The 25,508-nt window shown below is 68.1% G+C and carries 27 protein-coding genes; 8 read left to right on the top strand and 19 right to left on the bottom strand.

All coding sequences use genetic code 11. The features are described from left to right. Window positions 1-4: 4 nt before the first annotated feature. Window positions 5-469: a type IV pilus modification protein PilV gene (pilV, locus tag AC06FP_RS07050; protein ID WP_478075008.1), complete on the bottom strand. Its 465-nt coding sequence runs from the start codon at window positions 467-469 to the stop codon at window positions 5-7. A 69-nt stretch (window positions 470-538) separates the two neighbouring features. Further along, a complete protein-coding gene (locus tag AC06FP_RS07055; protein ID WP_478075009.1) occupies window positions 539-1,054 on the bottom strand; it encodes a GspH/FimT family pseudopilin in 516 nt (171 codons plus the stop codon). A 107-nt stretch (window positions 1,055-1,161) separates the two neighbouring features. On the opposite strand from AC06FP_RS07055, the gene AC06FP_RS07060 reads away from it, so the two are divergent. Then, window positions 1,162-2,211 (top strand): sensor histidine kinase, encoded by a 1,050-nt coding sequence (locus AC06FP_RS07060; RefSeq protein ID WP_478075010.1) that lies wholly within the window; start codon window positions 1,162-1,164, stop codon window positions 2,209-2,211. 69 nt (window positions 2,212-2,280) lie between these two features. On the opposite strand, the gene ppnN is transcribed toward AC06FP_RS07060, so the two are convergent. From ppnN to grxD, 5 genes are all read right to left on the bottom strand, one after another. Continuing rightward, the gene (gene ppnN, locus AC06FP_RS07065) at window positions 2,281-3,669 is read right to left on the bottom strand and encodes a nucleotide 5'-monophosphate nucleosidase PpnN (protein ID WP_456118863.1); all 1,389 of its coding nucleotides are present in this window, start codon (window positions 3,667-3,669) and stop codon (window positions 2,281-2,283) included. Between the two features lie 112 nt (window positions 3,670-3,781). After that, window positions 3,782-7,006 carry a TonB-dependent receptor gene (locus AC06FP_RS07070; RefSeq protein WP_478075011.1) on the bottom strand — a complete coding sequence of 1,075 codons (3,225 nt, stop codon included), beginning with the start codon at window positions 7,004-7,006 and terminating at the stop codon, window positions 3,782-3,784. A 216-nt stretch (window positions 7,007-7,222) separates the two neighbouring features. Next, the gene (locus AC06FP_RS07075; RefSeq protein WP_433851146.1) at window positions 7,223-7,816 is read right to left on the bottom strand and encodes a YhgN family NAAT transporter; all 594 of its coding nucleotides are present in this window, start codon (window positions 7,814-7,816) and stop codon (window positions 7,223-7,225) included. Continuing rightward, entirely contained in the window at window positions 7,813-8,550 is a 738-nt protein-coding gene (locus AC06FP_RS07080; protein ID WP_478075297.1) for an SDR family NAD(P)-dependent oxidoreductase, read from the bottom strand. The genes AC06FP_RS07075 and AC06FP_RS07080 overlap by 4 nt, the downstream gene beginning before the upstream one ends. 11 nt (window positions 8,551-8,561) lie before the next feature. Beyond that, the gene (grxD, locus tag AC06FP_RS07085) at window positions 8,562-8,882 is read right to left on the bottom strand and encodes a Grx4 family monothiol glutaredoxin (protein WP_456119415.1); all 321 of its coding nucleotides are present in this window, start codon (window positions 8,880-8,882) and stop codon (window positions 8,562-8,564) included. A 121-nt stretch (window positions 8,883-9,003) separates the two neighbouring features. On the opposite strand from grxD, the gene AC06FP_RS07090 reads away from it, so the two are divergent. After that, window positions 9,004-9,582 carry a superoxide dismutase gene (locus AC06FP_RS07090; RefSeq protein ID WP_456118857.1) on the top strand — a complete coding sequence of 193 codons (579 nt, stop codon included), beginning with the start codon at window positions 9,004-9,006 and terminating at the stop codon, window positions 9,580-9,582. Window positions 9,583-9,637: 55 nt separating this feature from the next. Here AC06FP_RS07090 and AC06FP_RS07095 read toward each other — a convergent pair whose 3' ends face one another. From AC06FP_RS07095 to purE, 3 genes are all read right to left on the bottom strand, one after another. Further along, the gene (locus AC06FP_RS07095; protein WP_456118855.1) at window positions 9,638-9,973 is read right to left on the bottom strand and encodes a carboxymuconolactone decarboxylase family protein; all 336 of its coding nucleotides are present in this window, start codon (window positions 9,971-9,973) and stop codon (window positions 9,638-9,640) included. Between the two features lie 131 nt (window positions 9,974-10,104). Next, on the bottom strand, window positions 10,105-11,250 hold the full coding sequence (locus AC06FP_RS07100; RefSeq protein WP_478075012.1) for a 5-(carboxyamino)imidazole ribonucleotide synthase: 1,146 nt from the start codon (window positions 11,248-11,250) through the stop codon (window positions 10,105-10,107). Next, window positions 11,247-11,750 carry a 5-(carboxyamino)imidazole ribonucleotide mutase gene (gene purE, locus AC06FP_RS07105; RefSeq protein WP_478075013.1) on the bottom strand — a complete coding sequence of 168 codons (504 nt, stop codon included), beginning with the start codon at window positions 11,748-11,750 and terminating at the stop codon, window positions 11,247-11,249. The genes AC06FP_RS07100 and purE overlap by 4 nt, the downstream gene beginning before the upstream one ends. Before the next feature lie 59 nt (window positions 11,751-11,809). On the opposite strand from purE, the gene AC06FP_RS07110 reads away from it, so the two are divergent. The 4 genes from AC06FP_RS07110 to AC06FP_RS07125 all read left to right on the top strand — a co-directional run bounded on the left by AC06FP_RS07110 (window position 11,810) and on the right by AC06FP_RS07125 (window position 14,403). Then, window positions 11,810-12,079, top strand: coding sequence for a Trm112 family protein (locus tag AC06FP_RS07110; RefSeq protein WP_456118851.1), 270 nt, complete (start codon window positions 11,810-11,812; stop codon window positions 12,077-12,079). Beyond that, window positions 12,079-12,951 (top strand): carboxylating nicotinate-nucleotide diphosphorylase, encoded by an 873-nt coding sequence (gene nadC, locus AC06FP_RS07115; RefSeq protein WP_478075298.1) that lies wholly within the window; start codon window positions 12,079-12,081, stop codon window positions 12,949-12,951. Before AC06FP_RS07110 ends, nadC begins: the two co-directional genes overlap by 1 nt. A 115-nt stretch (window positions 12,952-13,066) precedes the next feature. Then, window positions 13,067-13,948 (top strand): DUF2272 domain-containing protein, encoded by an 882-nt coding sequence (locus AC06FP_RS07120; RefSeq protein WP_478075299.1) that lies wholly within the window; start codon window positions 13,067-13,069, stop codon window positions 13,946-13,948. Between the two features lie 104 nt (window positions 13,949-14,052). Beyond that, window positions 14,053-14,403, top strand: a complete 351-nt coding sequence (locus AC06FP_RS07125; RefSeq protein WP_478075014.1) for a DUF3301 domain-containing protein — start codon at window positions 14,053-14,055, stop codon at window positions 14,401-14,403. Window positions 14,404-14,516: 113 nt separating this feature from the next. On the opposite strand, the gene AC06FP_RS07130 is transcribed toward AC06FP_RS07125, so the two are convergent. The 6 genes from AC06FP_RS07130 to AC06FP_RS07155 all read right to left on the bottom strand — a co-directional run bounded on the left by AC06FP_RS07130 (window position 14,517) and on the right by AC06FP_RS07155 (window position 19,526). After that, a complete protein-coding gene (locus tag AC06FP_RS07130; RefSeq protein WP_456118847.1) occupies window positions 14,517-14,957 on the bottom strand; it encodes a ClpXP protease specificity-enhancing factor in 441 nt (146 codons plus the stop codon). A 77-nt stretch (window positions 14,958-15,034) separates the two neighbouring features. After that, the gene (locus AC06FP_RS07135) at window positions 15,035-15,670 is read right to left on the bottom strand and encodes a glutathione S-transferase N-terminal domain-containing protein (RefSeq protein WP_456118845.1); all 636 of its coding nucleotides are present in this window, start codon (window positions 15,668-15,670) and stop codon (window positions 15,035-15,037) included. Window positions 15,671-15,820: 150 nt separating this feature from the next. Next, window positions 15,821-16,564 carry a cytochrome c1 gene (locus AC06FP_RS07140; protein WP_478075015.1) on the bottom strand — a complete coding sequence of 248 codons (744 nt, stop codon included), beginning with the start codon at window positions 16,562-16,564 and terminating at the stop codon, window positions 15,821-15,823. Continuing rightward, the gene (locus tag AC06FP_RS07145) at window positions 16,557-17,819 is read right to left on the bottom strand and encodes a cytochrome b (protein WP_456118841.1); all 1,263 of its coding nucleotides are present in this window, start codon (window positions 17,817-17,819) and stop codon (window positions 16,557-16,559) included. Before AC06FP_RS07145 ends, AC06FP_RS07140 begins: the two co-directional genes overlap by 8 nt. 2 nt (window positions 17,820-17,821) lie before the next feature. After that, window positions 17,822-18,442 (bottom strand): ubiquinol-cytochrome c reductase iron-sulfur subunit, encoded by a 621-nt coding sequence (petA, locus tag AC06FP_RS07150; protein ID WP_433851133.1) that lies wholly within the window; start codon window positions 18,440-18,442, stop codon window positions 17,822-17,824. A 169-nt stretch (window positions 18,443-18,611) separates the two neighbouring features. After that, on the bottom strand, window positions 18,612-19,526 hold the full coding sequence (locus tag AC06FP_RS07155; RefSeq protein ID WP_478075016.1) for a lytic transglycosylase domain-containing protein: 915 nt from the start codon (window positions 19,524-19,526) through the stop codon (window positions 18,612-18,614). A 156-nt stretch (window positions 19,527-19,682) separates the two neighbouring features. Here AC06FP_RS07155 and miaB point away from each other — a divergent pair, with 156 nt between their 5' ends. Next, a complete protein-coding gene (miaB, locus tag AC06FP_RS07160) occupies window positions 19,683-21,137 on the top strand; it encodes a tRNA (N6-isopentenyl adenosine(37)-C2)-methylthiotransferase MiaB (protein ID WP_478075017.1) in 1,455 nt (484 codons plus the stop codon). Between the two features lie 27 nt (window positions 21,138-21,164). On the opposite strand, the gene AC06FP_RS07165 is transcribed toward miaB, so the two are convergent. Genes AC06FP_RS07165 through AC06FP_RS07175 form a run of 3 tightly spaced genes read right to left on the bottom strand, consistent with a single transcriptional unit; the run spans window position 21,165 to window position 24,167 of the window. Then, the gene (locus AC06FP_RS07165) at window positions 21,165-22,253 is read right to left on the bottom strand and encodes an ABC transporter permease (RefSeq protein ID WP_478075018.1); all 1,089 of its coding nucleotides are present in this window, start codon (window positions 22,251-22,253) and stop codon (window positions 21,165-21,167) included. Then, the gene (locus AC06FP_RS07170; protein WP_478075019.1) at window positions 22,250-23,206 is read right to left on the bottom strand and encodes an ABC transporter ATP-binding protein; all 957 of its coding nucleotides are present in this window, start codon (window positions 23,204-23,206) and stop codon (window positions 22,250-22,252) included. The genes AC06FP_RS07165 and AC06FP_RS07170 overlap by 4 nt, the downstream gene beginning before the upstream one ends. Further along, window positions 23,199-24,167: an HlyD family secretion protein gene (locus tag AC06FP_RS07175; protein ID WP_478075020.1), complete on the bottom strand. Its 969-nt coding sequence runs from the start codon at window positions 24,165-24,167 to the stop codon at window positions 23,199-23,201. The genes AC06FP_RS07170 and AC06FP_RS07175 overlap by 8 nt, the downstream gene beginning before the upstream one ends. A 318-nt stretch (window positions 24,168-24,485) precedes the next feature. Here AC06FP_RS07175 and AC06FP_RS07180 point away from each other — a divergent pair, with 318 nt between their 5' ends. After that, window positions 24,486-25,469, top strand: a complete 984-nt coding sequence (locus AC06FP_RS07180; RefSeq protein WP_478075021.1) for a PhoH family protein — start codon at window positions 24,486-24,488, stop codon at window positions 25,467-25,469. The last annotated feature ends 39 nt before the right edge of the window (window positions 25,470-25,508 follow it).

The raw sequence follows: 25,508 nt of genomic DNA on the forward strand, positions 1-25,508 counted from the left end.
GCCTTCATAGCTGCACCTTGGTGCGGAATGTACTTGTCGTACTGCCGGCCACTTTCTGCCTGGCCCCCGCATCCGTGGAGTGACTATCGTCCCAGCGCAGGCCGATTTCACAGATACCTGTACCGGCGTCGCAGTTGATGCTGCCGCAACCGGTGTTCACGTCGGCAGCGCTCAGGCCCAGGGAGGCACGCCAACCAGCAATCCAGGCAGTGGTGTCGGCGGCCGCCAGCGAGCCACTGCCCGTTGCCGAGCAGATGAAGCCGTTGGTGTTATAGCCACCCGACAACGCCACATTCCTATTGGCCCGCATGGCTTCCAATGCCGCATAGGCCGAGATGACCGCCTGACTACGCTCCAGCGAGCCTTGGCTGTTGCGCAATGCGATGGTCTGCATCGCGGCTATGCCCAGCAATCCGATCGCCATGACCAGCACCGCGATCAGCACCTCGATGAGGCTGACGCCATGCATGCCCGTTCGTCGACGGAGCTGCCAACGCCTGCGGGGATTCTGCTTCACCTGAACCACCTCGTTCTGAAATCAGGGACAGGCGCCAGACGCCTGCTGGACGGATACACGGGAACCGCTGGCCAGCTGTACTACGCGGCGATTGTCAGAGGGGTGCGTGGTGTCGATGCATACGGTGATGCTGGCGGTTGCCAGCAAACCGCTGCTGTCGCGTGCCAATCCATCGGCACTGAAGGCAACGTCGGCCACATCCGCGCTGATCGCAGCACGGCCATTGCCCGAAAGCTGCCGGAGAACCTGCCCGCTCCTGGAAACGACCACGATGAGCTGATCCCAGTCGCTTCCGGAGCAGTTGGCCCCATCGGTGGACGGACAGAGGACAACCCGACCATTGAGGCGGATCGCTTCCGAACGCGCGTACTGGAACAGTGCGACAAGCTCATTGGCCCGGGAGGTGAGGCGGTCGCGATTGATGAGCGACGTGAAACCCGGGATCGCGGCACTCGCCAGAATGGCCAGAACGGCCACGGTCACCATCAGCTCCAGCAGACTGAAGCCGCGTGCACCACCTCCCCCCCTGCGTCGCATGGAACTCCCCCCATGGTTTCGATGCCTGTACGCTAATGAAACCTCCGCCGCAAGCACCAGCACATGCCGACGAGCGGCGGCATTCCTGCCACCAACGGCACCACACCATGGATCTTCCACCCCAGACACACACCAGCGCGTCCTCGCCTGAACTGCTCCGCCCCCCCCTGGAAGCTCTATGGCAGACATCCACTCTTGTCTTCATCGTTCTGGCGGGCGAGCTGCTCGCAGTGATTCTGGCGCTTGCCCCCGGCATCGATGGCAGTCGCTGGGTGCACTTCGGCCTGACCTCGCTGCTGATCCAGTGGACCAGCCTGCTGACCGTGAGCGTGCTGGCCCTGTTACGCCGTCCGCTGGAAAAACTACGCCCGCTGAGCGTTGCCTATTTTGCGCTGGCCACCTTGCTGGTGGTGACCAGCATCATCTGTTCGATTCTGTGGCTGCTGCTGCATGATCAACTGATACTTCAGCCGGCAGCCTGGCGGGTTCTGTGGCTGCAGTTCAGCGGCATCGCACTGGCGGTGGGGTTGATCGGGCTGGCTATTTTCCGCAGCCACTGGAATGCGCGGCAAATGGCCGTGCGCATCAAACAGGCCGAACTGGACGCATTGCAGGCGCGCATCCACCCTCATTTCCTCTTCAACACGCTCAACACCGGGGTGGCGCTGGTCCACCAGCAGCCGGAAAAAGCCGAACAGTTGCTGCTTGACCTGGCCGACCTGTTCCGTGCCGCCCTGGCTGGGCCCAACCGTATTCCGCTGCGCGAGGAAATAGAGCTGGCGCGCCGCTATGCCGAGATCGAGCACCTGCGTTTCGGTCAGCGCATGCGCCTGGAGTGGGAACTGCCCGAACCACTGCCCACGCTGCAGGTACCGACGCTGTCAATCCAACCCCTGGTGGAAAACGCAATCCACCATGGCGTCGAACCCTCCACCACCAGTTGCCTGCTGCGCGTGACCGTCGACCAGCAGGCGGACAGGGCGCGCATCGTCGTCATCAACGATCTACCCGCAAGCCCGGCCTCTGCCCGCCCAGGCCACGGCGTCGGCCTGCGCGCGGTACGCGAACGCGTGCGGGCCATGGGCGGGCAGGTGGAAACCCGGAGCGAAGGCAACTGCTACGTGGCGACGATGACCATGCCTTGCCGGCCGGAGTAAGCCGCTGCTCCATCGGGCGCGCAGGGCGTCAATCCATGACTGACGCCCTGCCGGCACATCACAACGCCATCAGGTCACGACCTGGTAGCAGGGGTGGTATTCGCCGGAGATCTTCATGCGCCGTTGTTCGACGAAGGCGCGCAGCAGCGCATCCAGCGCCTGCATCATGTCCGGATCGCCATGGATCCGGAAAGGCCCGAACTGCTCGATCCGCTGCATGCTGTCCTCCTTGACGTTGCCGGCGACGATGCCCGAGAACGCGCGGCGCAGGTCGGCGGCCAGTTCCGGCGCGGGCCGCCCATGATGCAGGTCCAGCGCGGCCATCGCCTCGTGCGTCGGCACGAACGGCTGCTGGTATTCCCTGGGGATTTCCACCGACCAGTTGAAGAAGAACGAGTCCTTGTGCGCCAGCCGGTACTCGCGCACCCGCTTGATGCCCTGCGTCATGCGCCGCGCCACGGCGACCGGGTCGCCGACGATGATCTCGTAGCGGCTGGCCGCTTCCTCGCCCAGGGTCATGCGTATGAACCGGTCGATCTGCTCGAAGTACGGCGCGGCGACGGTCGGGCCGCTGAGGATCAGCGGGAACGGCAGCGCCTTGTTCTCCTCGCGCAGCAGGATGCCCAGCAGGTACAGGATTTCCTCGGCGGTGCCGACGCCGCCCGGGAACACGATGATGCCATGGCCCATGCGGACGAAGGCCTCCAGGCGCTTCTCGATGTCCGGCATGATCACCAGGTGGTTCACGATCGGGTTCGGCGACTCGGCCGCGATGATGCCCGGCTCGGTGATGCCGATGTAGCGCGTATTGGTCCTGCGCTGCTTGGCATGGGCGATGGTCGCGCCCTTCATCGGCCCCTTCATCGCGCCCGGGCCGCAGCCGGTGCAGATGTCCAGGCCGCGCAGCCCCAGCTCGTAACCGACCTGCTTGGTGTACAGGTATTCGTCGCGGGAGATCGAGTGGCCGCCCCAGCAGACGACCAGGTTCGGCTCGCTGGGCTGCAGGATGCGCGCGTTGCGCAGCACGCCGAACACCGCGTTGGTGATGCCTTCGGACGTCTCCAGGTCCGAGGCGTACTCCGGCCCCAGCTCGATGGCCATGTAGGCCAGGTCGCGCACGACCGAGAACAGCAGTTCGGCGATGCCGCGGATGATCTCGCCATCGACGAAGGCCATCGCCGGCGCGTTGCTCAGGTCGATGCGCACGCCGCGGTCCTGCTGGGCGACCTGGATGTCGAAATCGGGATAGAGATCGCGCGCGGCGCGCGGATCGTCCGATGCGCTGCCACTGGTGAGCACCGCCAGCGCGCAGCGCCGCAGCAGCTCGTGCATGCCGCCGCTGGAAGCGTCGCGCAGGCGCGCCACCTCCGCCCGCGACAGCACGTCCAGACCGCCGCGCGGGTAGATCCGCGCGTCCTGCACCGGCAGCGCACGCGCCACCGCCTCTTTCGTCGTCATTTCCATCTTCGTTCCGTCTTCTCAGTTGGTCGAATGTAGCGCTGCCCCCATGAAAAGGAAAACGGCCGGGTTTCCCCGGCCGTCTCCTGTTCCGTACTGATCCGTCAGGGCATCAGAACTCGTAACGCAGGGTCAGCAGAGCCGACCAGCGCGAGACCGGGCGCGACGGATAACCACGGTTGAAGTCATACACCGTGGAATTCTGCGGCGAGTTGGCACCGGCCAGATCGTACACATAGGTACCATCCGGATTGACCTTGCTCAGCTTCGCCAGGTAGCGGGTGTCGAAGCCGCCCACGTTTTCCGTAATGCCCCAATCCTTGTTGAGCATGTTCAGGAAATTGTAGATATCCAGACGGATGACCGACTTGTGCTCCTTGAAGAAGCCGGGCAGCTCCTGCTGGACGCTGACATCAACCTGGTTCACCCACGGATTGCGCGCACCATTGCGATCGGCGATGCCACCACGGCGGCCGCTCAGGTACGGGTTGCTGTCGATGAACGCCTGGAATGCGGCGATCTGGTCGGCAGTCGCAGCCTTGTTGCCGTAAACGTAGCTGACCTTCGAGTCGCCGCGCGTCGGGATGTAGGCCGGATCCTGGAAGATGCCGTCGCCGTTCGGGTCACCATCCACGATCCAGGTGTACGGCAGGCCGGTGCGGCCGGTATAGAAGGCCGTGAAGCTGGTCTTGTAGTTACCGAAGAACGCATGCTCCCAACCCAGGGAGGCCTTGAGCGAATCGCGGATCTCGCGGGTCGCGGTGCCTGCGTACTCATCATTCGGATTCAGACGCGACACATACTGGTAGCTGGACCACGCCTGCGAACTGGTCTCCGAACCGACTTCGGTAGCCTTGGTGAAGGTGTAGCTGATGTTGCCGTACCAGCCATTGTCGAACGGCTTGTCCAGCGAGAAGGTCACAGCCGTGGAGGCACCCTTGCTGGTGTTGCTCAGCACGGTCGAATTGGTGGTGAAGCCTGCCACCGCACCGCAGTTCTTCGTGTTGCCCGGCGTGCACCAGTAGCTGTCGCGACCGTCAGCCAGCTGACCCTGCGCCTTGCCGATGTTCAGCGCCTTGTAGAACACGCCGTCCTTGTTCTTCAGGTGCTGGACCTCGACCGTACCCACCAGCCCCCACCACGGCAGCTCGGCGTCGTAACCCAGGCTCACCTTCCAGACGGTCGGGAGCTTGAAGTTCGGATCGATGCTGTCCATCTGGGCGCTGCCCGATGCGGCCAGATTCGGCGGAACCGGCTGGTTGTTCGGATCGGTGCTGAACGGATATTCACCGTTGTTCGTCACGCAGCCCCTCACCGGGTTGGCCGGATTGGTCGCACAGAACGAGGCGGAGGTCATGCCGTTGTTCTGGTACGGGTTGGCCAGCCACACGAACGGCGGCACGCTCTGGAACAGGCCGATGCCACCGCGCAGCTGCGAGTAGCGCGGCGTATCGAACGTGTAGTTGAAGGCCACACGCGGCAGGATGACCTTGTTGCTGCTGCTCAGCTTGAAGTCGTTGCGGAAGCCGAACGCCTCTTCAAAGCCCGGCTTGCGCTCCGGCGCCTTGTCAGCGCTGGGAATGTTGACGCGGACGCCATAGACCAGCGACAGGTTGTCATTGACCTGCCAGGTGTCCTGGAGGAACGGGCTGAACTGGCTGAACTTGATCGCAGCAGCGGTGTCGGCTTCGGTGAACCCATCAACCGGACGACGCACGTCGTAACGCCAGTAATCGCCGTTGCGGAAATCCTCGATGCTGTTGAACACATACACGCCGTGCAGGTCACGACCGTACAGGTTCAGCGCATCGTTCTTGAGGTAGTCGAAACCGCCCTTGATGGTGTGGTCGCCAGCGTAATAGGTACCGAAGATCGACGCGGTGGTCTTCTTGGTGCTGATCATGTTCAGGTGGCGATTGCGATCCTCGCCCAGGCGTACGCCCTGCCCGCTGCCGCTGCTGTTGCCAGCAGTGGTCACATTGATGGTCGGCAGCTTGATGGCGTTGGCGCTGTTCTGGTCGAACTGCTGGTAGCTGAACTTGGCTTCGGTCGTGAAGTTGTCGGTCCAGTCACTGAACAGCTGCAGAGAGGTGTTCTTGGTGGTGCTGGTCTTGGTGTACCAGCGGGTGCTCAGGATCACCGTGGACGCGCCGTCATCGTACGGCTGCGGCAGCGACTCCTCGGTCTGCTGGTAAGTCAGGCTGGCGCGATGGGAGTCATTGATGTTCCAGTCGATCTTGCCCAGGTAACGCTTGGTATCCAGGTCGACGCCGAGCGAACCGTAGGTACCCGGATCGATGTGCCAGACGTTCTTGGCAATGTCGATCACTTCGTCGATCTCGGCCTGGGAAACCACGCCACGGGCAAGGCCGTCGGCGGTGGTCGCGCCACCGAAATTGGTGATCTTCTGCTCTTCATACGAACCGAAGAAGAACAGCTTGTCCTTGAGGATCGGACCACCGAAGGTCACACCCTTGGTGGTGTCCCTGTCAAACGCCGCGTACTCCTGCCCGCCGCTCTTGCCGACCATGCTGCCGGCGTCCTTGTACACGTAGTAGACCGAACCATGGAAATCGTTGGTGCCGGACTTGGTGACGGCATTGATGCTCGCACCCACGCTGTCCTGCGCGACGTCGTAGTCGGAGACCTTGATGTCATAGGCGGCGATGGTGTCCACCGAAATCGGCGAACCCGTGTACGGCATGCCATTGGCGTTCAGGCCGAACGGGTCGCCCTGGGACAGACCATCGACCGAGATGCTGTTGTAGCGGTTGTTCACGCCAGCCACCGAGATCGCGCCCGTGGCCTGATCGGTCACGCTGATGCGGGGATCCATACGGGCGACGTCGTCCAGCGAGCGATTGCCCTGCGGAGCGATTTCCAGCTGACGGCCGCTGACCGACGTACCCACGCCCTTGTTGTCGGCGCTGAACACGGCCGAGCCGGCAGTGGCAACCACCTGCACCGCCTCCAGATTGGTGGCGGCCAGATCACCCGCCAGGGCGGCATTGACCGTGCTCACCTGGTTCAGGTTGAGGTACACACCCTCTTCCGTCTTCGTGCCTTCACCCGGCTTGGTGATGGTGATGGTGTACGGGCCACCCACGCGCAGGCCGCGCGCGTTGTAACGACCCGACGCATCGGTGGTGGCGCGGCTGACCGTGCCCGACTCGACGTGGGTGATGGTGACTTCGGCACCGGCCACCGGCGAGCCGCCGTTGTTGGTGACCTGGCCGCCGACGCCGGCGGAGGTGCTCTGTGCGAAAGCCGGCGCGGCCGCGAGAGCGGCAACGAGACCAAGGGCAAGCTTGGACATCCGGATGCGAGGGTGGTTCATTCTGGGTAGCCTCGATACGAGTTGGCGATTGGGAAAAAACGCGATCCATCAGCCCCGGGGCCACCGGGCGCCTGATCGGCTTGAATCTGGGGGTACCTTCCGCGGCGGTTACATGCGCAACGGTTAAGATAAGGTTAACACGGTAAGCGCCGAATATGACCGCAGCAAGACAGCGATCTTGCAGTGCAGCAAAGCCGCGACAATCGAATCAACAACTTACGGAATGGACGCCAGGTAGACCGCGACACCATCCAGCAACATTTGCACGGAAATCGCGACGAGCAGCATGCCCATCAGGCGCTCCAGCGCGGTCAACGCCCGCGCCCCGAGCAGCTTGTAGAGCAGCGTGGCCGACATCAGGATCGCGGCCGTGGCGCCCCAGGCCAGCAGCAGTGCCAGGCTCCATTCACCCAGCCGGTCCGGCTCGTTGCTGCCCATCAGCATGACCGCCGCCATCCCCGACGGCCCGGCCACCAGCGGGATCGCCATCGGCACGATGAAGGGCTCGCCGTCCGGCACCGCGCCCATCAACCCTTCCGGCCGCGGGAAGATCATGCGGATGCCGATCAGGAACAGCACGATGCCGCCGGCGATGGATACCGACTCCTGCCGCAGGTGCATCAATTCCAGCGCGTACTTGCCGCCCCACAGGAAGGCCATCAGCACTGCCAGCGCGATCAGCAGCTCGCGCACCAGCACCACGCGCTGGCGCCTGGGCGCCAGGGGTTTGAGCAGGCTGAGGAAGACCGGGATGTTGCCCAGCGGATCCAGGATCAGGAACAGCAGCAGCGCGGCGGAAAGGACGGTCACCCGCGCAGTTCCATCACCTTGCCGCGCCAGGGCGCTCCATCGACGGCCAGCAGCTGCACGCAGGCATCGGCGCAGGCCGCCGGATCGACCGGCTCGTAGTCGGTTTCATGGGTGAATGCGCGTGCCCGCAGGGGCGTGCGCATGGGCCGCGGCTGCAGCCCGCTGACCCGCACCGGGCCGCTGCGCAGCTCGTGGTGCAGGGTGTCCAGCAGGCCGCGCAGGCCGTACTGCGCCACGCCATAGCCACCCCAATAGGCCTGCCCGACCCGCTGCGGGTCGTCGAGCGCGAACACCACGGCCGCGTCCCCGCGCTGGCGCAGCAGCGGCAGGCAGGCCTGGGTGAGCCAGGCGCGGGCGGTGAGGTTCACATGGATGGCGCGGGCGAAGGCGGCCGGGTCGCCCAGCGCGAAGGGCGTCAGGCCGGCGAAGTCGGCCGCGCAGTGCAGCAGGCCATCCAGCCGGCCGACCTCGGATTCCAGGCGCGCGGCCAACTCGGCGTAGTCGTCCGGCGTGGCGCCTTCCAGGTCCAGGGGGTACAGCAGCGGCTCGGGGCCGAGCGGCACGGCACTGTCGTAGACGCGGTTGAGCTTGGCGACCTTGCGCCCCAGCAGCACCACGGTGGCGCCCGCGGCCGCACAGGCCCGCGTCGCGGCCGCGCCCAGGCCGCCGGCGGCGCCGGCAACCAGCACGACGCGTCCGTCCAGGCGGGGAGCGGGAGGCGTTCCAGCCTCCATCGACTGCGCGCTCACGCCTGCCCCGCCTCGGCGACGATGCGCTTGAGCTCACCGGACTCCAGCAGTTCCAGGATGATGTCGCAGCCGCCGATCAGTTCGCCATGCATGAAGAACTGCGGGAACGTCGGCCAGTTGGAATAGCGCGGCAGGTTGGCGCGGACTTCGGGGAATTCGAGCACGTTGACGGTGCGCAGGTTGACCGCTCCCGCCGCCAGCAATGCCTGCACGGCGCGGCTGGAGAACCCGCACATCGGATGCTGCGGCGTGCCCTTCATGAACAGGACGAGGGGATGCTGCTCCACCTCCGCCTGGATTTGTTCCATCACCGCCATTGGAATCTCCCTGCTGCTGCGAAAGAACGGCCCGTCCGGTCGGATAGACTCTTCCTCCGTGGCTGCCGATTGTAAGCCGAGCCAGCCGGCTGCCGCGCCCCAGACAGAAAAGAAACGGACCATGCCCGTCGAACTGCCCGACCTGCCCTACCCCCGCGACGCCCTGCAACCCCACCTCTCGGCGGCGACGCTGGACCTGCACCACGGCCACCACCAGCGCGCCTATGTCGATGCGGTCAACGCCCGCATCGCCGGCACCGAACTGGACGACCTGCCGCTGGAGGAGATCGTCCGCACCAGCCAGGGCAGCCTGTTCGAGGCCGCCGCCCAGGCCTGGAACCACGCCTTCTACTGGCAGTGCCTGCACCCGCGTGCCGGCGACGAGCCGCATGGCGCGCTGGCCGAACACATCGCCCGGCAGTTCGGCGACACGCAGAAGCTGCGCGAGGAATTCAACCGCGCCGCCATGGGCCTGTTCGGCTCCGGCTGGGCCTGGCTGGTGCAGCATCCGGACGGCCGCCTGGCCATCGTCACCACCCGCAACGCGAACACGCCGCTCACCGGCGACAGCACGCCGCTGCTGGCCTGCGACCTGTGGGAACACGCCTGGTACACGGACTTCCAGAACGAGCGCGCGCGCTATCTGCAGTCGTTCTGGAAGCTGGTGAACTGGGATTTCGTGGGCGCCCGGCTGCGCTGAACGCCCACGCAGGAAGCGGCGGTGCCGGACGGCATCCGGCCCGCCCTGCTGCTGGTCAGCCGTGGGCGGCAACCGCGTCCAGCACCCGCGCCGAGTACACCAGCGCCGCGCCGGCGTTGAGCGCCACCGCCACGCCCAGCGCCTCGGCGATCTCCTCGCGGCTGGCGCCCTGTTTCAGCGCCGCATCCACATGGGTGGTGATGCAGCCGTCGCAGCGGGTGGTGACGGCCACCGCCAGCGCGATCAGTTCGCGGGTCCTGCCGTCCAGGTGCGCGGTCTGCGCCCCGGCGCCACTCAGGGTCAGGTAACCCTTGAGCGTGTCGGGCGAAAGCCTGCCCAGCTCGCCGATCCGGCCCTTCAGTTCGCGGCGGTATTCGTTCCAGTCCAGCATGGTGGCGGCTCCGGTGAAAGGAGCCCCACGCTACCACCACGCCGGTCGTGCGGCAGCGTGCACGGACGCACCGCTGCGTTGTCGATCCCGCGCGTGCCGGGCACGGCCGGCACGACAGGCGGGTAGGCCGGTCAGCCGCCGCGCAGCGCGCGCACCACCGGTTCGACCTGCGCCTGGCGGCCCAGCGCCTGCCCCACCCGCTCCAGCGCGGCGGCCAGGGCCGATGCGTCGTCGTCGCGCAGGTTGGCATGCCCCACCTTGCGGCCTTCCCGCGGCTGCTTGCCGTAGTCGTGCCAGTGGCCGGCCGGCTCGGCCAGCACCGGGTTCGCATCCGGCATCCGGCCCAGCCAGTTGAGCATGCAGGCATGGCCCAGCACGCGCGTATCGCCCAGCGGCAGGCCGAGCACCGCACGCAGGTGGTTTTCGAACTGCGAGGTCTCGGCGCCGTCGCTGGTCCAATGGCCGGAGTTGTGCACGCGCGGCGCCATCTCGTTGGCCAGCAGCTCCTCGCCGCGGCAGAACAGCTCCAGCGCGAACACGCCCACGTAGTCGAGCCGCTCGGCCACGCGGCGCGCGTAGCCGATGGCCGCCTCGTGCTGCGCCGCGCTCGCGGCCGCCGGGGCCAGGCTGGCCGACAGCACGCCGTCGACATGCCAGTTGCCGGTCAGCGGCCAGGCACGGAATTCGCCGTCGCGGCCGCGCACGGCCACCACGCTGACCTCGCGGTCGAAAGCGACGAAGCCCTCCAGGATCAGCCCGGTCGTCCCGACCTGCGCGCCCAGCGCCTGCCAGGCGGCATCGATGTCGGCCTCGCCGCGGAGGCGGAACTGGCCCTTGCCGTCGTAGCCGAGCCGGCGCGTCTTGAGGATGCAGGGCATGCCGAACTCGGCGGCCTTCGCCGCCAGTTCGTCGCGGCTGCGGATATCGGCGAACGGCGGCAGCGGAATGCCCAGTTCCTGGAACAGCGTCTTCTCGCTGAGCCGGTCCTGCGCCACCGCCAGCGCGGCCGGGTTCGGGAACACCGGCCGGCGCCCGGCCAGCCAGCGCGCGCTGGCGGCGGGCACGTTCTCGAAGTCGAAGGTGACCACGTCCACTTTCGCGGCGAATTCGGCCAATGCGGCGATGTCGTCGAACGCCCCCACCTGCAGCGGCGCCAGCTGCCCGGCGCAGGCGTCCGCGGCCGGGTCGAACACCACGAAACGCAGGCCCAGCGGCGCGCCGGCCAGCACCATCATGCGGGCCAGCTGCCCGCCCCCGAGAATGCCGACCGTGGTCATTGGCGCGGGTCGTCGGCGGCCATCACGTCGGCGGTCTGGCGCGCGCGGAACGCGTCCAGCGCCTGGCCGATGGCCGGTTGCGCCGGCGCCAGCATCGCCGCGGCGAACAGCGCCGCGTTCGACGCGCCGGCATTGCCGATGGCGAAGGTGGCCACCGGAATCCCGGCCGGCATCTGCACGATGGACAGCAGCGAATCCATGCCGTTGAGCGCCTTGGACTGCACCGGCACGCCCAGCACCGGCACCGCGGTCTTGGCCGCGATCATGCCCGGCAGGTGGGCGGCGCCGCCCGCGCCGGCGATGATCGCGCACAGCCCGCGCGGGCCGGCTTCCTCGGCATAGGTGAACAGCACGTCCGGCGTGCGGTGCGCCGAAACCACCTTCACTTCATATGGAACGCCCAGCGCGTCCAGCTTCTGGGCCGCGTGCTGCATGGTCTCCCAGTCGGAACGGGAACCCATCACGATGCCGACAAGCGGCGCGGAGGAATTGGGGGTCATTGGCCGTCACCTGCTGCAAAGACGTATTCTAGCCGCCTTCCACGCAAGACCACGACCCGATGGACCGCAAACTGCTCGACCTGCTCGTATCGCCCGACACCCGCCAGCCGCTGGCCCTGCTGGACAGCGCCGGGCTGGAGGCGCTGAACCGCGCCATCGCCGCCGGCGGCGTCGTCCGCGCCGACGGCGGTGCGCAGGCCGAAGCGCTGCGCGAGGCGCTGGTCACCCGCGACCGCAGGCAGGTGTTCCGCGTCGAGGACGGCATCCCGGTGCTGCTGGCCGAGGAGGCCATCGCCACGGCGCAGATCGACGGTTTCCCGGGCAAGTGATGCTGCCGCAGCCGCCGGCCGCTCCGCCGCAGGAGCAGATCGACGCCGATGTCGCCCGCGCCCTGGCCGAGGACATCGGCAGCGGCGACGTCACCGCCGCGCTGCTGCCCGATACCGCCGACAGCGCCTACCTGCTGTGCAAGCAGGACGCGGTGATCGCCGGCCGGCCTTGGTTCGACGCCACCCATCGCGCGCTCGACCCACAGGTCAGGATCGAATGGCGGGTGCGGGAGGGCGAGCACGTCGCCGCCGGCACCGTGCTGGCCACCCTGCAGGGCCGCAGCCGCGCGCTGGTCAGCGCCGAGCGCACCTCGCTGAACTTCATGCAGACGCTGTCGGCCACCGCCACCACCACCGCGCGCCATGTCGCGGCCGTGGCCGGCACCGGGGCGCGCATCCTCGACACCCGCAAGACCCTGCCCGGCCTGCGCCTGGCGCAGAAATACGCGGTGCGCTGCGGCGGCGGCGACAATCACCGCATCGGCCTGTTCGACATGGTGATGCTGAAGGAGAACCACATCCGCGCCGCCGGTTCGCTCACCGCCGCGGTGCGGGCCGCACGCGCGCAGCAGCCCGGCCTGCCGCTGGTGGTCGAGGTCGAGGACCTGGCGCAGCTGGAAGAAGCGCTGGCCGCCGGCTGCGACCGCATCCTGATCGACGACTTCACCGCGGCCATGCGCCGCGACGCGGTACGCATCGCCGCCACGCAGGCGCCCGGCAGGCGCATTCCGCTGGAGGTTTCCGGCAGCGTCGGCCTGGACGGACTGCGCGCGATCGCCGAGGACGGCGTGGACTGCATCTCCATCGGCGGGCTGACCAAGCATGTACAGGCGATCGACCTGTCGCTGAAGCTGGGCCTGCCGCCGCACTGATTTCACGGCACGGCCACGGCCGGCTCTGCGAGGCTCGCTGCACGTCCAAGGGGAACCTGCCGTGCTCCAACGCTTCCTGTTCTGCTGTGCACTGTCGTTGCCGGCCCTGCCGGCCATGGCCGTCGAGGTCTGCGACATTCCGCCGCGCTACGGCGTGGGCGAGACTGCCAAGGCCGTCGTCCGCGCCGCCTGCGGCGAGCATCGGCTCTGGTACCGCCCCTTCATCGACCGCGATGGCCGCATCGCCAGCCTCGCCGTCACCGAAGCCGAGAGCGGCAGCCTGGCCGACGATGGGCTGGTCGCCTGGCAGCGCGTGGCCGGCTATTGGCGCGAGAGCGGCACCCTGTCGCCGATGGCCGCCCTGCCCGGCGCCCAGAGCTGCCTGGCCCTGCCCGGCCAGCGCATGACCGACAACGATTGCCGTGCTTTCCTGATCGACAACCCGTGGTCGGCCGCCTTCATCTCCTGGGTCATGACCCGCGCCGGCGTGCCGGGCTTCGTCCGCTCGCCGCGGCACATCGACTACATCCGCGCCGCCCGCCGCGGCGGCGTTGCCGCCACGCCGTACCGGCTCGCCGACCCGATGCAGGAAAAACCCGCGCCCGGCGACCTGCTCTGCTTCCTGCGCGACCGCACCCGGCCAGCCAGCTATGCCGGCCTGGTCCAGGCCCTGGATACCAGCGGCGCCGACCGCTGGAAATCGCATTGCGAGGTGGTCGTGGCCGCAAACGCCGGCGGCGACCAGACCCTCTACCTGATCGGCGGCAACGTCGCCAACGCGGTGGTCATGCGCAAGCTGCCGCTGGACCGTACCGGCCGCCTGGTCGTTCCGCCGCCGCAGCAGGCCGCGCCGCCCTCGCCGGTGGAGCCGGGCTGCTCGCCCGGCCGCGAGGACGAATGCGATTTCAACCGGCAGGACTGGGCCGCGCTGCTTAAGCTGGTGGAGGCGGCCCCGGCGCAACAGCCGCCGCCGGCCGGGCCCGCCGTGTCGCATTGAGCAGGCGGCAGTCCGCCGGGCGCGGATCGTCCTGCCGCAGCAGGCGCGCCATCCCTCGCCTCCGCGTGGTTCCGCTTTCGCGCGCGGCCGCCTAAAGTGGCGCCATGCCTACCCTGTTGATCCTGATGATCCTCGGCGCCATCGGCTACGCCTTCTGGGATGCGTCCCGGGCCGCGGCCGAACGCGCCACCGAACTCGGCCGCAATGCCTGCCAGGCCGCCGACGTGCAGTGGCTGGACCAGAGCGTGCACGCGACCGGGCTGCGCCTGTGCCGCCTGCCCAGCGGCTGGCTGGGCTTCGAGCGCAGCTTCCGCTTCGACTATTCCTACGATGGCGTCGAACGCCACAGCGGGCGCATGGTGCTGCGCGGCAGGCAGCTGGTTTCCTTCGTCGGCCCGGCCACCGCCCGGGTCAGCACGCTGCAGCCGCGCACCGAAGACGCCGAAGACGTGTAGCGCCGGGCTTTCCCGGTGTGGGGTTTGCCGGGCGCCTCGATGCAGGACAGCCCCGCATCAACCAAGCGCACTGCGCTCCAACGAAAACCGCCGCCTTGCGGCGGCGGTATGGTTTATTTCACCACCCGCAGGAACGGGCGCTTGCCCGAGGGCTGCGGCGGCTCCGGCGGCGCGCCGGGCGGCGGCGTATCGTCGTCGTGCGGCTCCGGGCCATCGTTGCCCGGGATGTCGTCCGGCAGCGCCATACCCTGCCCGGTCTCGCGCGCGTACACCGCCAGCACCGCGGCGATCGGCACGTTCACCGGGAAACTGACGCCGGAAAAACGCGCGGTGAAACTCACCGCCTCGTTGTCGATGTGCAACCGCATCACCGCGCGCTCGGCGATGTTGAGCACGACCCGCTCGTCCTTGACGGCGCTGGCCGGCACCTGCACGCCCGGCACGCCGGCGTCGACCATGATGTGCGGGGTCATGCCGTTGTCGTTGATCCATTCCACCAGCGCCCGCAACAGATAGGGGCGATGGCTGCTCATGCGGAAAGATTCTTCACTCATGGGGCAAGTGTACGCGGCATCGACGCACGATCACCGCCCACGGGCGGCGATCGATAAGTCTGCATACAGCCGATGCGTCAGGCCGGCAGCTCGCGCAGCTTCTTTTCCTGGTCGGTGAGGCTGCGGATGAAACCCGGGTTGCGGAAGATGCGGTTGCCGTAATCCTCGATGGCCTTGCCGTCCTTGGGCAGCGGAATGCCCAGCGCTTCCAGGCGCCAGATGATCGGCGCCATCGCGCAGTCGGCCAGGCTCATTTCCGGGTTGAGGAAGAACTTGGACGCCTTGAACAGCGGCACCGACTGCGCCACCAGTTCCTTCAGGCGCTTGCGGGCGGCCTCGGCCTGGGTCTTGTTGCCCAGCTGGATGGCCTGCACCTGCGGCACCCAGTCGTGCTCGATGCGCAGCATCGCCAGGCGCAGGCGCGCCCGCGACAGCGGGTCCACCGGCATCAGCGGCGGATGCGGGTAACGCTCGTCCAGATACTCGCTGACCACCGAGGCCGCGTAGAGCACCAGCTCGCGCTCGACCAGGGTCGGCACCGAGTGGTAGGGGTTGAGGTCGATGAGGTCTTCCGGCGGATTCTGCGGATCGACCGGCACCAGATCGTAGGTGACACCCTTCGCGGCCAGCACCAGCCGTACCCGGTGGCACAGGACATCGTCATTGGCCGAGAACAACGTCAGGGTATTTCGCATGCGCACACTCGCCGCCATCAAGGGCTCTCCAAGGGCCGGAATCCGCCAGCCTTACGACGCCGCGGGCCCAGCGCCCGCGGTCGCCACCTTCCCTGAGTGTGCAGTCAGCCGGCGCCGATGCCAAGTGCCAGCCACGCTGCCGCACCGGCCCGGGGACCCACCCTCACATCAATGCACGTCCGTCCAGTACTCGTTCTTGAGCAGGTACGCCAGGAAGGAGAGCAGCGCCAGGAACAGCACCACCCACACGCCCATGCTCTGGCGCTTGAGCACGGCCGGCTCGCCGGCGTACTCCAGGAAGTTGGTGATGTCGCGGACGGTCTGGTCGTATTCCTGCGGCTTCACGTTCCCCGGGCTGGTCACCACCAGCCGCTCCGGGTGCCGCTCGCCGGCGGCATCGGGCTCGCCGAACTCGGCATGCTGCAGGCCCTGCAGTTCCCACAGCGGGTTGGGCATGGAGGCATTCGGGAACAGCTTGTTGTTCCAGCCCAGCGGCCGCGACTCGTCCAGATAGAACGACTTGAGATAGGTGTAGATCCAGTCGCTGCCACGCACGCGCGAGATCAGGCTCAGGTCCGGCGGCATCTTGCCGAACCACTTGTCGCCCTGCTCCTTGGTCATGGCGACGTGGATCTGCTCGCCGAACTTGGCGCCGGTGAAGTTCAGGTTGTCCATCACCTGCTGCTCGGTCAGGCCCAGGTCCTCGGCCATGCGCGAGTAACGCAGGTATTTCAGCGAGTGGCAGCCCGAGCAGTAGTTCATGTAGGCCTGCGCACCGCGCTGCAGCGACGCCTGGTCGGACAGGTCGTTGCCCGCCTGCTGCAGCGCCCCGCCCGAGGCAGCGAAGGTGGCGGCCGAGAACAGGAGTGCGGCGGTGGCCGTTGCCAGCAAGGCAATCCATTTCTTAGTCATGCGTCGTCACCCGCTCCGGCACCGGCTTGGTCTTGTCCAGCTTGGTCCACACTGGCATGGTCAGGAAGAAGAGGAAGTAGTACGCGGTCAGGAAGCGGCCGATGATGGTCTCCACCGGGTCGGTGCCCGGACCGGCGCCGATCTTGCCCAGCCACACGAAGCTGATGGCGAAGCCGAACAGCAGCAGCTTGGAGAGCAGGCCGCGGTAGCGGTAGGACTTGACCTTGGCGCGGTCCAGCCACGGCACCGCGAACAGGATCGCGATGGCGCCGAACATCACCAGCACGCCGCTCAGCTTGTGCGGGATCACCCGCAGCATCGCGTAGTACGGCGTGTAGTACCACACCGGCTTGATGTGCTCCGGCGTGACCAGGCGGTTGGCCTCGGTGAAGTTGTCGTGCTCGAGGAACCAGCCGCCGAAGGCCGGGGCAAAGAAGATGATGAAGGCGGCGATGACCATCATCGCGCACACGTAGAAGGTGTCCTTCACCGTGTAGTACGGATGGAACGGCACGCCGTCGGCCGGCGCGGTCGGCGACCAGCGGTTGCCCTTCGGGCCCTTCTTGATCTCCACGCCGTCGGGGTTGTTGGAGCCGACTTCATGCAGCGCGCCCAGGTGCAGCACGACCAGCAGCAGCAGCACCAGCGGCACCGCGATCACGTGCAGGGCGAAGAAGCGGTTCAGGGTGGCGTCGGACGGCAGGTAGTCGCCCATGATCCACTCGGTCAGGCCATTGCCGATCACCGGGATGGCGCCGAACAGCGAGATGATGACCTTCGCGCCCCAGAACGACATCTGGCCCCACGGCAGCACGTAGCCCATGAAGGCTTCGGCCATCAGCGCCAGGTAGATCAGCATGCCCAGGATCCACACCAGCTCGCGCGGCTTCTTGTAGGAGCCGTACATCAGGCCGCGGAACATGTGCAGGTAGACGACGATGAAGAACAGCGAGGCGCCGGTGCTGTGCATGTAGCGGATCAGCCAGCCCCACTCCACGTCGCGCATGATGTACTCGACCGAGGCGAAGGCTTCCGCCGCGCTGGTCTTGTAATGCATGGTGAGGAAGATGCCGGTGACGATCTGGTTGACCAGCACCACCATCGACAGCACGCCGAAGATGTACCAGATGTTGAAATTCTTCGGCGCGTAGTACTCGGACATGTGCTTCCGGTACATCGGCATCAGCGCCGGGGCGCGGTCGTTGACCCAGCCCATCACGCCATTGGCGACGCGAACGAGGATGTTGTCAGCCATGATTATGCCGCCCCCTTGGGATCGACGCCGATGACGATGGTGTTGTCGTCGGCGTAATGGTGCGGCGGCACGACCAGGTTGGTCGGCGCCGGCACGCCCTGGAATACGCGCCCGGCCATGTCGAAGCGCGACTTGTGGCAGGGGCAGAAGTAACCGCCCTTCCATTCCGGGTCATAGGGTTCGGGCTTGATCTCGGCGGCCATTTCCGGCGAGCAGCCCAGGTGGGTGCACAGGCCGACCAGCACGGAGATTTCCGGCTTGATCGAACGCAGCTCGGGACTGGCCTTGCGCACGTAGTCCGGCTGCTGGTCGGCGTTTTCGGACTTGGGGTCGCGCAGGCGGCCATCCAGCGTCGGCAGCGCGTCGAGCACCGCCTTGGAACGCTTGACGATCCAGATCGGCTGGCCTCGCCACTCCAGGATCAGGCGCTGCCCCTCCTGCAGCGCGCTGATGTCGGCATTCACCGGTGCGCCGGCCAGCTGGGCCTTGGCACTGGGATTCCATGACTTGATGAACGGGACTGCTGCGAAACCTGCCCCGACGGCCCCGACCACAGCGGTGGTGGCTGTGAGGAAGCGCCGGCGTCCGGCATTGACTGGATCGTTTACCCCATCGTTGGCCATCCGGCACTCCGATATTGATTAGGTGGCTTGCGCTGCCTGCGACCGGCGGAACCGGACCGCTCAGAATCGAATCTCCCCCGAGTTTAGCTGAACGTTCAGCGGCGGCACAACGCGATGAAACACGAGTCCATGACTTTTGTCACGTGCCCTTGGAACCATGCAGAGACACTCACTGGCGCGAGGCCAGTTCGCCGCGATAGCGGTCGGCCAGCTGCGCCACGCGCTTCACGTAGTACTGGGTTTCGTTATAGGGCGGCACGCCGCCATGGCGGTCCACCGCGCCCTCGCCGGCGTTGTAGCCGGCCGCGGCCAGCGTCAGGTCGCCGTTGAACCGGCGCAGCAGCCACGACAGGTACTGCACGCCGCCACGGATGTTCTGGGCGGCGTCGTAGGCATCGCTCACGCCGAAGCGGCGCGCGGTGGCCGGCATCAGCTGCATCAGCCCCTGCGCGCCGGCGCGGCTCAGCGCAGTGGGATTGAATGCCGATTCGGCGTGGATCACCGCGCGCACCACCGCTTCCTCGACCCCGAACTCGCGGGCCGCGGCGGCAATCTCGGCGTGGTAGGCCTGCGTATTGAGCCGCACCGTGCCGAAGTTGACGCCCGGGTTCGCGCCGCAGGCGTAGCAGCGCTCGATGTAGCTGTAACGGATGGTGCGCACCTCGCCCAAGCTGGCGACCTGCGCCGGCCGGGTGCTGGTGTAGTGGCGCACGCCGTCCTTCATGTATGAATAGACCTGTCCGCTGACCACCCGCTGGGCACGCCCGGCCGAAGCCGGCGCCGGCATCGGCGCGACGGCGGGCGATGCGACCCGGGCCGCCACCGGAGGCGGCGCGTCTCCATGGCCGATGGCCACGGCGGCCGGTGCGGCCGGCGTCGGCGCGGGCGCCACGAAGGCGCGGCGCGGCGCTTCGTGCGACGGCCGGTAACGGCCGACCACGCTGCAGCTGGCGCCGCCAATGCGCTTGCTGACGTAGTTGGGAACGCCGTCGCTGCCGATGCACTTGTACAGCGTGCCGGCACTGGCCGGCACGGCGACCAATGCGGCGGCAAGAATGCCTACGCTCCCCAGGAACCCCTTCATGGCGGCGAGTCTCCCAGCTTCCCCGGGGCTTGCCAAGTATTCGACCAGGCCAGGCATTCGACGCCGCGGGTGCCCCGGCACCGGCGGGCCGATACAATACCCGGCTCGAACGCGGCCCCTGGCCGCCTGCCCGCCCACCCGTCTGGAATAAGCGCCATGCCCGGGACGCCCGCCTCCCCCCTGCCGAACACGGCCGTTTCCGCCGTGCCTTCCGTTGAAATGAATACCCCCGAGCTGATCCCCCTGCCCGGCACCCGGCCGAAGGCGGCCGGCGGCGCGCGTGGAAAGCTCTACATCAAGACCCACGGTTGCCAGATGAACGAGTACGACTCGGCCAAGATGGCCGACGTGCTGGCGCAGGCCGAAGGCCTGGAGCTGACCGACAACCCCGAGGACGCCGACGTGGTGCTGGTCAACACCTGCTCCATCCGCGAGAAGGCGCAGGAAAAGGTGTTCAGCCAGCTCGGCCGCTGGAAGGAGCTCAAGGCCGGCGGCCGCGACGTCATCATCGGCGTCGGCGGCTGCGTCGCCTCGCAGGAAGGCGAGGCCATCGTCAAGCGCGCGCCCTACGTGGACCTGGTGTTCGGCCCGCAGACCCTGCACCGCCTGCCCGAGCTGATCCGCGCCCGCCGCGAGCAGAACCGGCCGCAGGTGGACATCAGCTTCCCCGAGATCGAGAAGTTCGACCGCCTGCCCGAGCCGCGTGCCGAGGGCCCGTCGGCCTTCGTGTCGATCATGGAAGGCTGTTCCAAGTACTGCTCGTTCTGCGTGGTGCCCTACACCCGCGGCACCGAGGTCAGCCGCCCGTTCGAGGACGTGGTGGTCGAATGCGCGCAGCTGGCCGCGCAGGGCGTGCGCGAGATCAACCTGCTCGGCCAGAACGTCAATGCCTATCGCGGGCCTTACGGCGATGGCGAATTCGCCGACCTCGGCCTGCTGATCCGCACCATCGCCGAGATCGACGGCATCGGCCGCATCCGCTTCACCACTTCGCACCCGCTGGAGTTCTCCGATTCGCTGGTGGACGCCTACCGCGACGTGCCCAAGCTGGCCAACTACCTGCACCTGCCGGTGCAGGCCGGCAGCGACCGCATCCTCAGCGCGATGAAGCGCGGCTACACCGCGCTCGAGTTCAAGGCCCGGATCCGCAAGCTGCGCGCGGTGCGCCCGGACATCTCGATCAGCTCGGACTTCATCGTCGGCTTCCCCGGCGAGACCGAGGCCGATTTCGAGAAGACCATGAAGCTGATCGAGGACGTGGGTTTCGACCAGAGCTTCTCCTTCATCTATTCGCGCCGCCCCGGCACGCCGGCCGCCGACCTGGAGGACACCACTTCCGAGGCCGAGAAGCATGCGCGCCTGTCGCGCCTGCAGGCGCACATCAACGACTACGCCGCCGGCATCTCCCGGCGGATGGTGGGCAGCGTGCAGACCGTGCTGGTCGAAGGCACCTCGCGCAAGGACGACAACGAGCTGACCGGCAAGACCGAGAACATGCGTTCGGTGAATTTCCCCGGCCCGAAGCGGCTGATCGGCCAGTTCGTCGACGTGGTCATCACCGAGGCGCTGACCAATTCGCTGCGCGGGCGCGTGGTGACCGACGCGGCCTGAACCGGCGGCGCCGGCCGCCGGCGCCCTTCAATCCAGCCGCTTGCGGAAGCGCAGGATCGCCAGCGCCATCATCGCCACGCTGAAGCCCGCCAGCGCCAGCGCGTCGGGCCACAGCTCCGGCAGCGTGGCCCCGCGCAGCATCACCCCGCGGATCAGCCGCATGAAATGCGTCAGCGGCAGCGCCTCGGCCAGCCACTGCGCCGGCCGCGGCATGCCGTCGAACGGGAACATGAAGCCGGACAGCAGCATCGACGGCAGGAACAGGAAGAAGGTCATCTGCATCGCCTGGAACTGCGACCGGGCGGCGGTGGAGATCAGCAGGCCGAGGCTGAGGTTGGCGACGATCAGCAGCATCGACACCGCGTAGACCGGCAGCAGGCCGCCGGCGACCGGCACCTCGAACAGCCAGGCGCCGAGCAGCAGGATCAGGCTGGTCTGCACCAGCCCCACGCCGATGTAGGGCAGCACCTTGCCCAGCATCAGCTCGGCGCTGGACACCGGCGTGGTGATCAGCATCTCCAGGTTGCCGCGTTCGCGTTCGCGCACGATGGCCATGGCGGTGAACATCACCAGGGTCATGGTGAGGATCACCCCGATCAGCCCCGGCACCACGTTGATGGCCGACTGCCGCTGCGGGTTGTACAGCGGCAGCACGCCGATCCGCGCGCCGGCGCGCGCAGTGGACAGGCGGCCGTCCAGCGGCATCTGCGCCAGCTGCCGCGCTGCGGCCTGCACCGAGGTATCGGCGCCGTCCACGATCACCTGCATCACCTCGCGGCCCTCGTCCAGGCGGCGCTCGAAATCCGGCGGCACGACGATGCCGACCTCGATGCGCCCGGCGCGGATCAGCGCCTGCAGCTCCTGCGGCGTGCGCGCCGCCGCCACCGGTTCGATCACGCCGGTGGACAGCATGTCCTGCACCAGCGCGCGCGAGCCGGCGGTATCGGCCTGGTCGGCGACCGCCGCCGGCAGGTGGCGCACGTCCAGGTTGATGGCATAACCGAACAGCAGCAGCTGCAGCGTGGGGATGCCGATCATCATCGCCAGGGTCATGCGGTCGCGCGCCATCTGCCGCAGTTCCTTGACCATGACGGCGTAGACCTGCGCCAGCTTCATGCCGCCGCCCCTTCCCCGCGGCGCGTGGCGGCGACGAATACGTCCTCCAGGCTGGGCTCGATGCGCTCCACTTCGGCCTGCAGGCCGTCCCGGCGCAGGGCCGCGGCCACCGCGCCGGGATCGCCGTGGCCGGGCGCGCACAGCACGCGCAGCGCGTTGCCCACCTGCGCCACCGACAGCACGCCCTCCACCGCGTGCAGCCGCTTCTGCGCCTGGCGCAGCGCGCCGCTGCGCACGCCCAGGGTGCGTCCGCGCAGGCGGCCGGTCAGTTCGGCGGGGCTGCCGTCGGCCACCAGCCGGCCGTGGTCGAGGATGGCGATGCGATGGCAGCGCTCGGCCTCGTCCATGTAGTGGGTGGAGACCAGCAGGGTGGTGCCGGCGTCGGCCAGGTCGAACAGCTTTTCCCAGAAGTCGCGGCGCGACTCGGGGTCGACCGCGCTGGTCGGTTCGTCGAGCAGCAGCAGCTGCGGTGAGTGCACCACCGCGCAGGCCAGGGCCAGGCGCTGCTTCTGGCCGCCGCTGAGCGTGCCGGCCGGTTGCCGCTGCAGGTCGCCCAGGCCATAGGCCTGCAGCAGTTCCTCCACCCGCGGCGCCCGGCGCGCGCGCGCCAGGCCCTGCACCGTCGCCAGGAACATCAGGTTCTCGCGCACGCTCAGGTCTTCGTACAGCGAGAAGCGCTGGGTCATGTAGCCGATGTGGCGGCGCAGCTCTTCCGCCTGGCGCGGAACCGACAGGCCGAGCACCTCGATTTCGCCCGCGCTCGGGGTAAGCAGGCCGCACAGCATGCGGATGGTGGTGGACTTGCCCGAGCCGTTCGGGCCGAGGAAGCCGTAGACCTGCGCGCGCGGCACGTCCAGGTCGATGCCGTCGACCGCGGCGAATCCGCCGAAGCGTTTGCCCAGCGAACGCGCGCGGATCGCCAGCCCGCCGGCGGCAGCGCCGGCCTCATTCATGCGCGGCGTCCGCCAGCCGCACCTGCACCGGCGCGCCCACCGGCTGGCCATTGGCGCTGGCCGGCAGCTGCACTTCGGCCAGGTAGCTCAGCCGCTCGGCATCGCTGCCGGACAGGGCGTAGTACGGCGTGAACACAGGCTCGCTGCGGATCATCCGCACCCGCCCCTGGTACACCGTGTCGCCGCCGGCCACCGTGACCGGCAGGGTCTGGCCGATGGCGATGCGCTGGCGCACCGATGCCGGCACGTAGATGCGCGCGTAAGGCGCCTGCCCGACCAGCATGATCGCCAGGGTGGCGCCGACCGGCGCCTGGTCGCCGGCCTTGTACGGCAGGCTGTCGATGCGGCCGTCGCGCGGGGCGACGATGTCCAGCCGTTCCAGGTTGACCGCCTGCACCGCCGCGTCGGCCTGCGCCGCCTGCAGCGCCGCTTCGCCCTGGGCTATTTCCTCCACGCGCGTGCCGTTGCGCAGTTCCAGCAGCGCCTGCTGCGCGGTGCGCACCTGCGCCCGGGCATCGTCGGCCGCCGCGCGGGCGCGGTCGACGTCGGCCGCCGCCACCAGCTGCCGGCGGCCCAGCGGCTGCAGCCGCGCGTAATAGGCACTGGCATCGCGCGCCCGTGCCTGCGCGGCCGCCAGTTGCGCCTGCGCCTGCGCGACCTGCTCGCGGCGCGGCCCGTTGATCAGTTCGCGCAACGACTGCTCGCGCTGGCTGGCCTGCGCCTGCGCGCTCTGCAGCTGCGAGCGGACGCGTTCGGGTTCCAGCCGCAGCAGGCGGGTGCCGGCACGGACCTGGTCGCCCTCGCGCACGTCCAGCGCGACGATCCGCTCGGAGGCCGGCGCCGGCAGGCTGATGCGGTCCCACTCCAGCGTGCCCAGCAGCGGCTCGGGTTCGCGCCGGCAGCCGGTGGCCGCCACGACGATGCCCAGCGCCAGCCCCATCATCCCGATACGCCTGTTCATGTCCCGGCTCTTCCTCATGCCCGACTCCCGTGGCCCGACGCCGTCGCCCCGTACCGGGAAACGCCGCGTGGCCACTGCGGCAACCCGCCGCGCACGATTATCCATGGCCGCGCCAGGCGCATGGTGATTTTCTGGCCAGCCCGGCGTACACGCCGCCATGGCAAGGCCCGCGGCAGGATATCCACAGCTTCGCCGCACCCGCATCCACATGGCCTGTGGAGAACCCGGGCCATCGCCCACGCTGGTGGATGCACTGCCGCGGCGGTACTCTTCCCGGCCCCGGGCAGGGCCCCCTCCCGCGCCGCAACCGCTGCAGAAATGACCGCCACCACCCAACGCGACTTCACCCTCGACCCGGCCGACAACGAGCGGCTGGCCAACCTCGCCGGTCCCTTCGACGAGAACCTGCGCCAGATCGAACTGCGCCTGGGCGTGCAGATCGCCAACCGCGGCAACGTGTTCCGCGTCAGCGGGCCGGGCCGGACCGCGGGCGAGGCCGAAAGGCTGCTCAAGGCGCTCTACGAGGAAGCGGCCGACACCACGCTGGACAGCCATGCCATCCACCTGCTGCTGAGCCGCGCCAATGTCGAGCAGGTGGCCGGGCGCGCCTACGAGGCGCAGGAGGTGGCGATCAAGGTCAAGCGCGGCACCGTGCGCGGCCGTGGCCAGAACCAGTCGCGCTACCTGCACCAGATCGCCACCCACGACATCAACTTCGGCATCGGCCCGGCCGGTACCGGCAAGACCTTCCTGGCCGTGGCCATGGCGGTGGAAGCGCTGAACGAATCGCGCGTGCAGCGCCTGATCCTGGTGCGCCCGGCGGTGGAAGCCGGCGAGAAGCTGGGCTTCCTGCCCGGCGACCTCACCCAGAAGGTCGACCCCTACCTGCGCCCGCTGTACGACGCGCTGTACGAAATGCTCGGCGTGGAGAAGGTCGCCAAGCTGCTGGAGAAGAACGTCATCGAGATCGCGCCGCTGGCCTACATGCGCGGACGCACGCTCAACGACGCCTTCGTGATCCTGGACGAGGCGCAGAACACCACCATCGAGCAGATGAAGATGTTCCTGACCCGCCTGGGCTTCGGCTCCACCGCGGTGGTCACCGGCGACCTCACCCAGACCGACCTGCCCAAGCACGTCAAATCCGGCCTGCGCGACGCCATCGAGGTGCTGCGCGACGTCGAGGGCGTGAGCTTCACCTTCTTCGAATCGCGCGACGTGGTCCGCCACCCGCTGGTGGCGCGCATCGTCAGCGCCTACGACCGCCGCGACCTGCAGCGGGTCAACCCCGGGGCGGAGTAAGGCGCCTACACTGCCGGCACCGAACCGCACAGGAGGTGC

Source organism: Stenotrophomonas sp. Steno-Z2 (assembly GCF_056393235.1).

Excerpts from the sequence above, each read along its gene's own strand:
- pilV (WP_478075008.1), bottom strand. The coding sequence starts at position 469 with ATGCATGGCGTCAGCCTCATCGAGGTGCTGATCGCGGTGCTGGTCATG.
- AC06FP_RS07055 (WP_478075009.1), bottom strand. The coding sequence starts at position 1,054 with ATGCGACGCAGGGGGGGAGGTGGTGCACGCGGCTTCAGTCTGCTGGAG.
- AC06FP_RS07060 (WP_478075010.1), top strand. The coding sequence starts at position 1,162 with ATGGATCTTCCACCCCAGACACACACCAGCGCGTCCTCGCCTGAACTG.
- ppnN (WP_456118863.1), bottom strand. The coding sequence starts at position 3,669 with ATGACGACGAAAGAGGCGGTGGCGCGTGCGCTGCCGGTGCAGGACGCG.
- AC06FP_RS07070 (WP_478075011.1), bottom strand. The coding sequence starts at position 7,006 with ATGAACCACCCTCGCATCCGGATGTCCAAGCTTGCCCTTGGTCTCGTT.
- AC06FP_RS07080 (WP_478075297.1), bottom strand. The coding sequence starts at position 8,550 with ATGGAGGCTGGAACGCCTCCCGCTCCCCGCCTGGACGGACGCGTCGTG.
- grxD (WP_456119415.1), bottom strand. The coding sequence starts at position 8,882 with ATGGCGGTGATGGAACAAATCCAGGCGGAGGTGGAGCAGCATCCCCTC.
- AC06FP_RS07090 (WP_456118857.1), top strand. The coding sequence starts at position 9,004 with ATGCCCGTCGAACTGCCCGACCTGCCCTACCCCCGCGACGCCCTGCAA.
- AC06FP_RS07095 (WP_456118855.1), bottom strand. The coding sequence starts at position 9,973 with ATGCTGGACTGGAACGAATACCGCCGCGAACTGAAGGGCCGGATCGGC.
- AC06FP_RS07100 (WP_478075012.1), bottom strand. The coding sequence starts at position 11,250 with ATGACCACGGTCGGCATTCTCGGGGGCGGGCAGCTGGCCCGCATGATG.
- purE (WP_478075013.1), bottom strand. The coding sequence starts at position 11,750 with ATGACCCCCAATTCCTCCGCGCCGCTTGTCGGCATCGTGATGGGTTCC.
- AC06FP_RS07110 (WP_456118851.1), top strand. The coding sequence starts at position 11,810 with ATGGACCGCAAACTGCTCGACCTGCTCGTATCGCCCGACACCCGCCAG.
- nadC (WP_478075298.1), top strand. The coding sequence starts at position 12,079 with ATGCTGCCGCAGCCGCCGGCCGCTCCGCCGCAGGAGCAGATCGACGCC.
- AC06FP_RS07120 (WP_478075299.1), top strand. The coding sequence starts at position 13,067 with ATGGCCGTCGAGGTCTGCGACATTCCGCCGCGCTACGGCGTGGGCGAG.
- AC06FP_RS07125 (WP_478075014.1), top strand. The coding sequence starts at position 14,053 with ATGCCTACCCTGTTGATCCTGATGATCCTCGGCGCCATCGGCTACGCC.
- AC06FP_RS07130 (WP_456118847.1), bottom strand. The coding sequence starts at position 14,957 with ATGAGTGAAGAATCTTTCCGCATGAGCAGCCATCGCCCCTATCTGTTG.
- AC06FP_RS07135 (WP_456118845.1), bottom strand. The coding sequence starts at position 15,670 with ATGGCGGCGAGTGTGCGCATGCGAAATACCCTGACGTTGTTCTCGGCC.
- AC06FP_RS07140 (WP_478075015.1), bottom strand. The coding sequence starts at position 16,564 with ATGACTAAGAAATGGATTGCCTTGCTGGCAACGGCCACCGCCGCACTC.
- AC06FP_RS07145 (WP_456118841.1), bottom strand. The coding sequence starts at position 17,819 with ATGGCTGACAACATCCTCGTTCGCGTCGCCAATGGCGTGATGGGCTGG.
- petA (WP_433851133.1), bottom strand. The coding sequence starts at position 18,442 with ATGGCCAACGATGGGGTAAACGATCCAGTCAATGCCGGACGCCGGCGC.
- AC06FP_RS07155 (WP_478075016.1), bottom strand. The coding sequence starts at position 19,526 with ATGAAGGGGTTCCTGGGGAGCGTAGGCATTCTTGCCGCCGCATTGGTC.
- miaB (WP_478075017.1), top strand. The coding sequence starts at position 19,683 with ATGCCCGGGACGCCCGCCTCCCCCCTGCCGAACACGGCCGTTTCCGCC.
- AC06FP_RS07165 (WP_478075018.1), bottom strand. The coding sequence starts at position 22,253 with ATGAAGCTGGCGCAGGTCTACGCCGTCATGGTCAAGGAACTGCGGCAG.
- AC06FP_RS07170 (WP_478075019.1), bottom strand. The coding sequence starts at position 23,206 with ATGAATGAGGCCGGCGCTGCCGCCGGCGGGCTGGCGATCCGCGCGCGT.
- AC06FP_RS07175 (WP_478075020.1), bottom strand. The coding sequence starts at position 24,167 with ATGAACAGGCGTATCGGGATGATGGGGCTGGCGCTGGGCATCGTCGTG.
- AC06FP_RS07180 (WP_478075021.1), top strand. The coding sequence starts at position 24,486 with ATGACCGCCACCACCCAACGCGACTTCACCCTCGACCCGGCCGACAAC.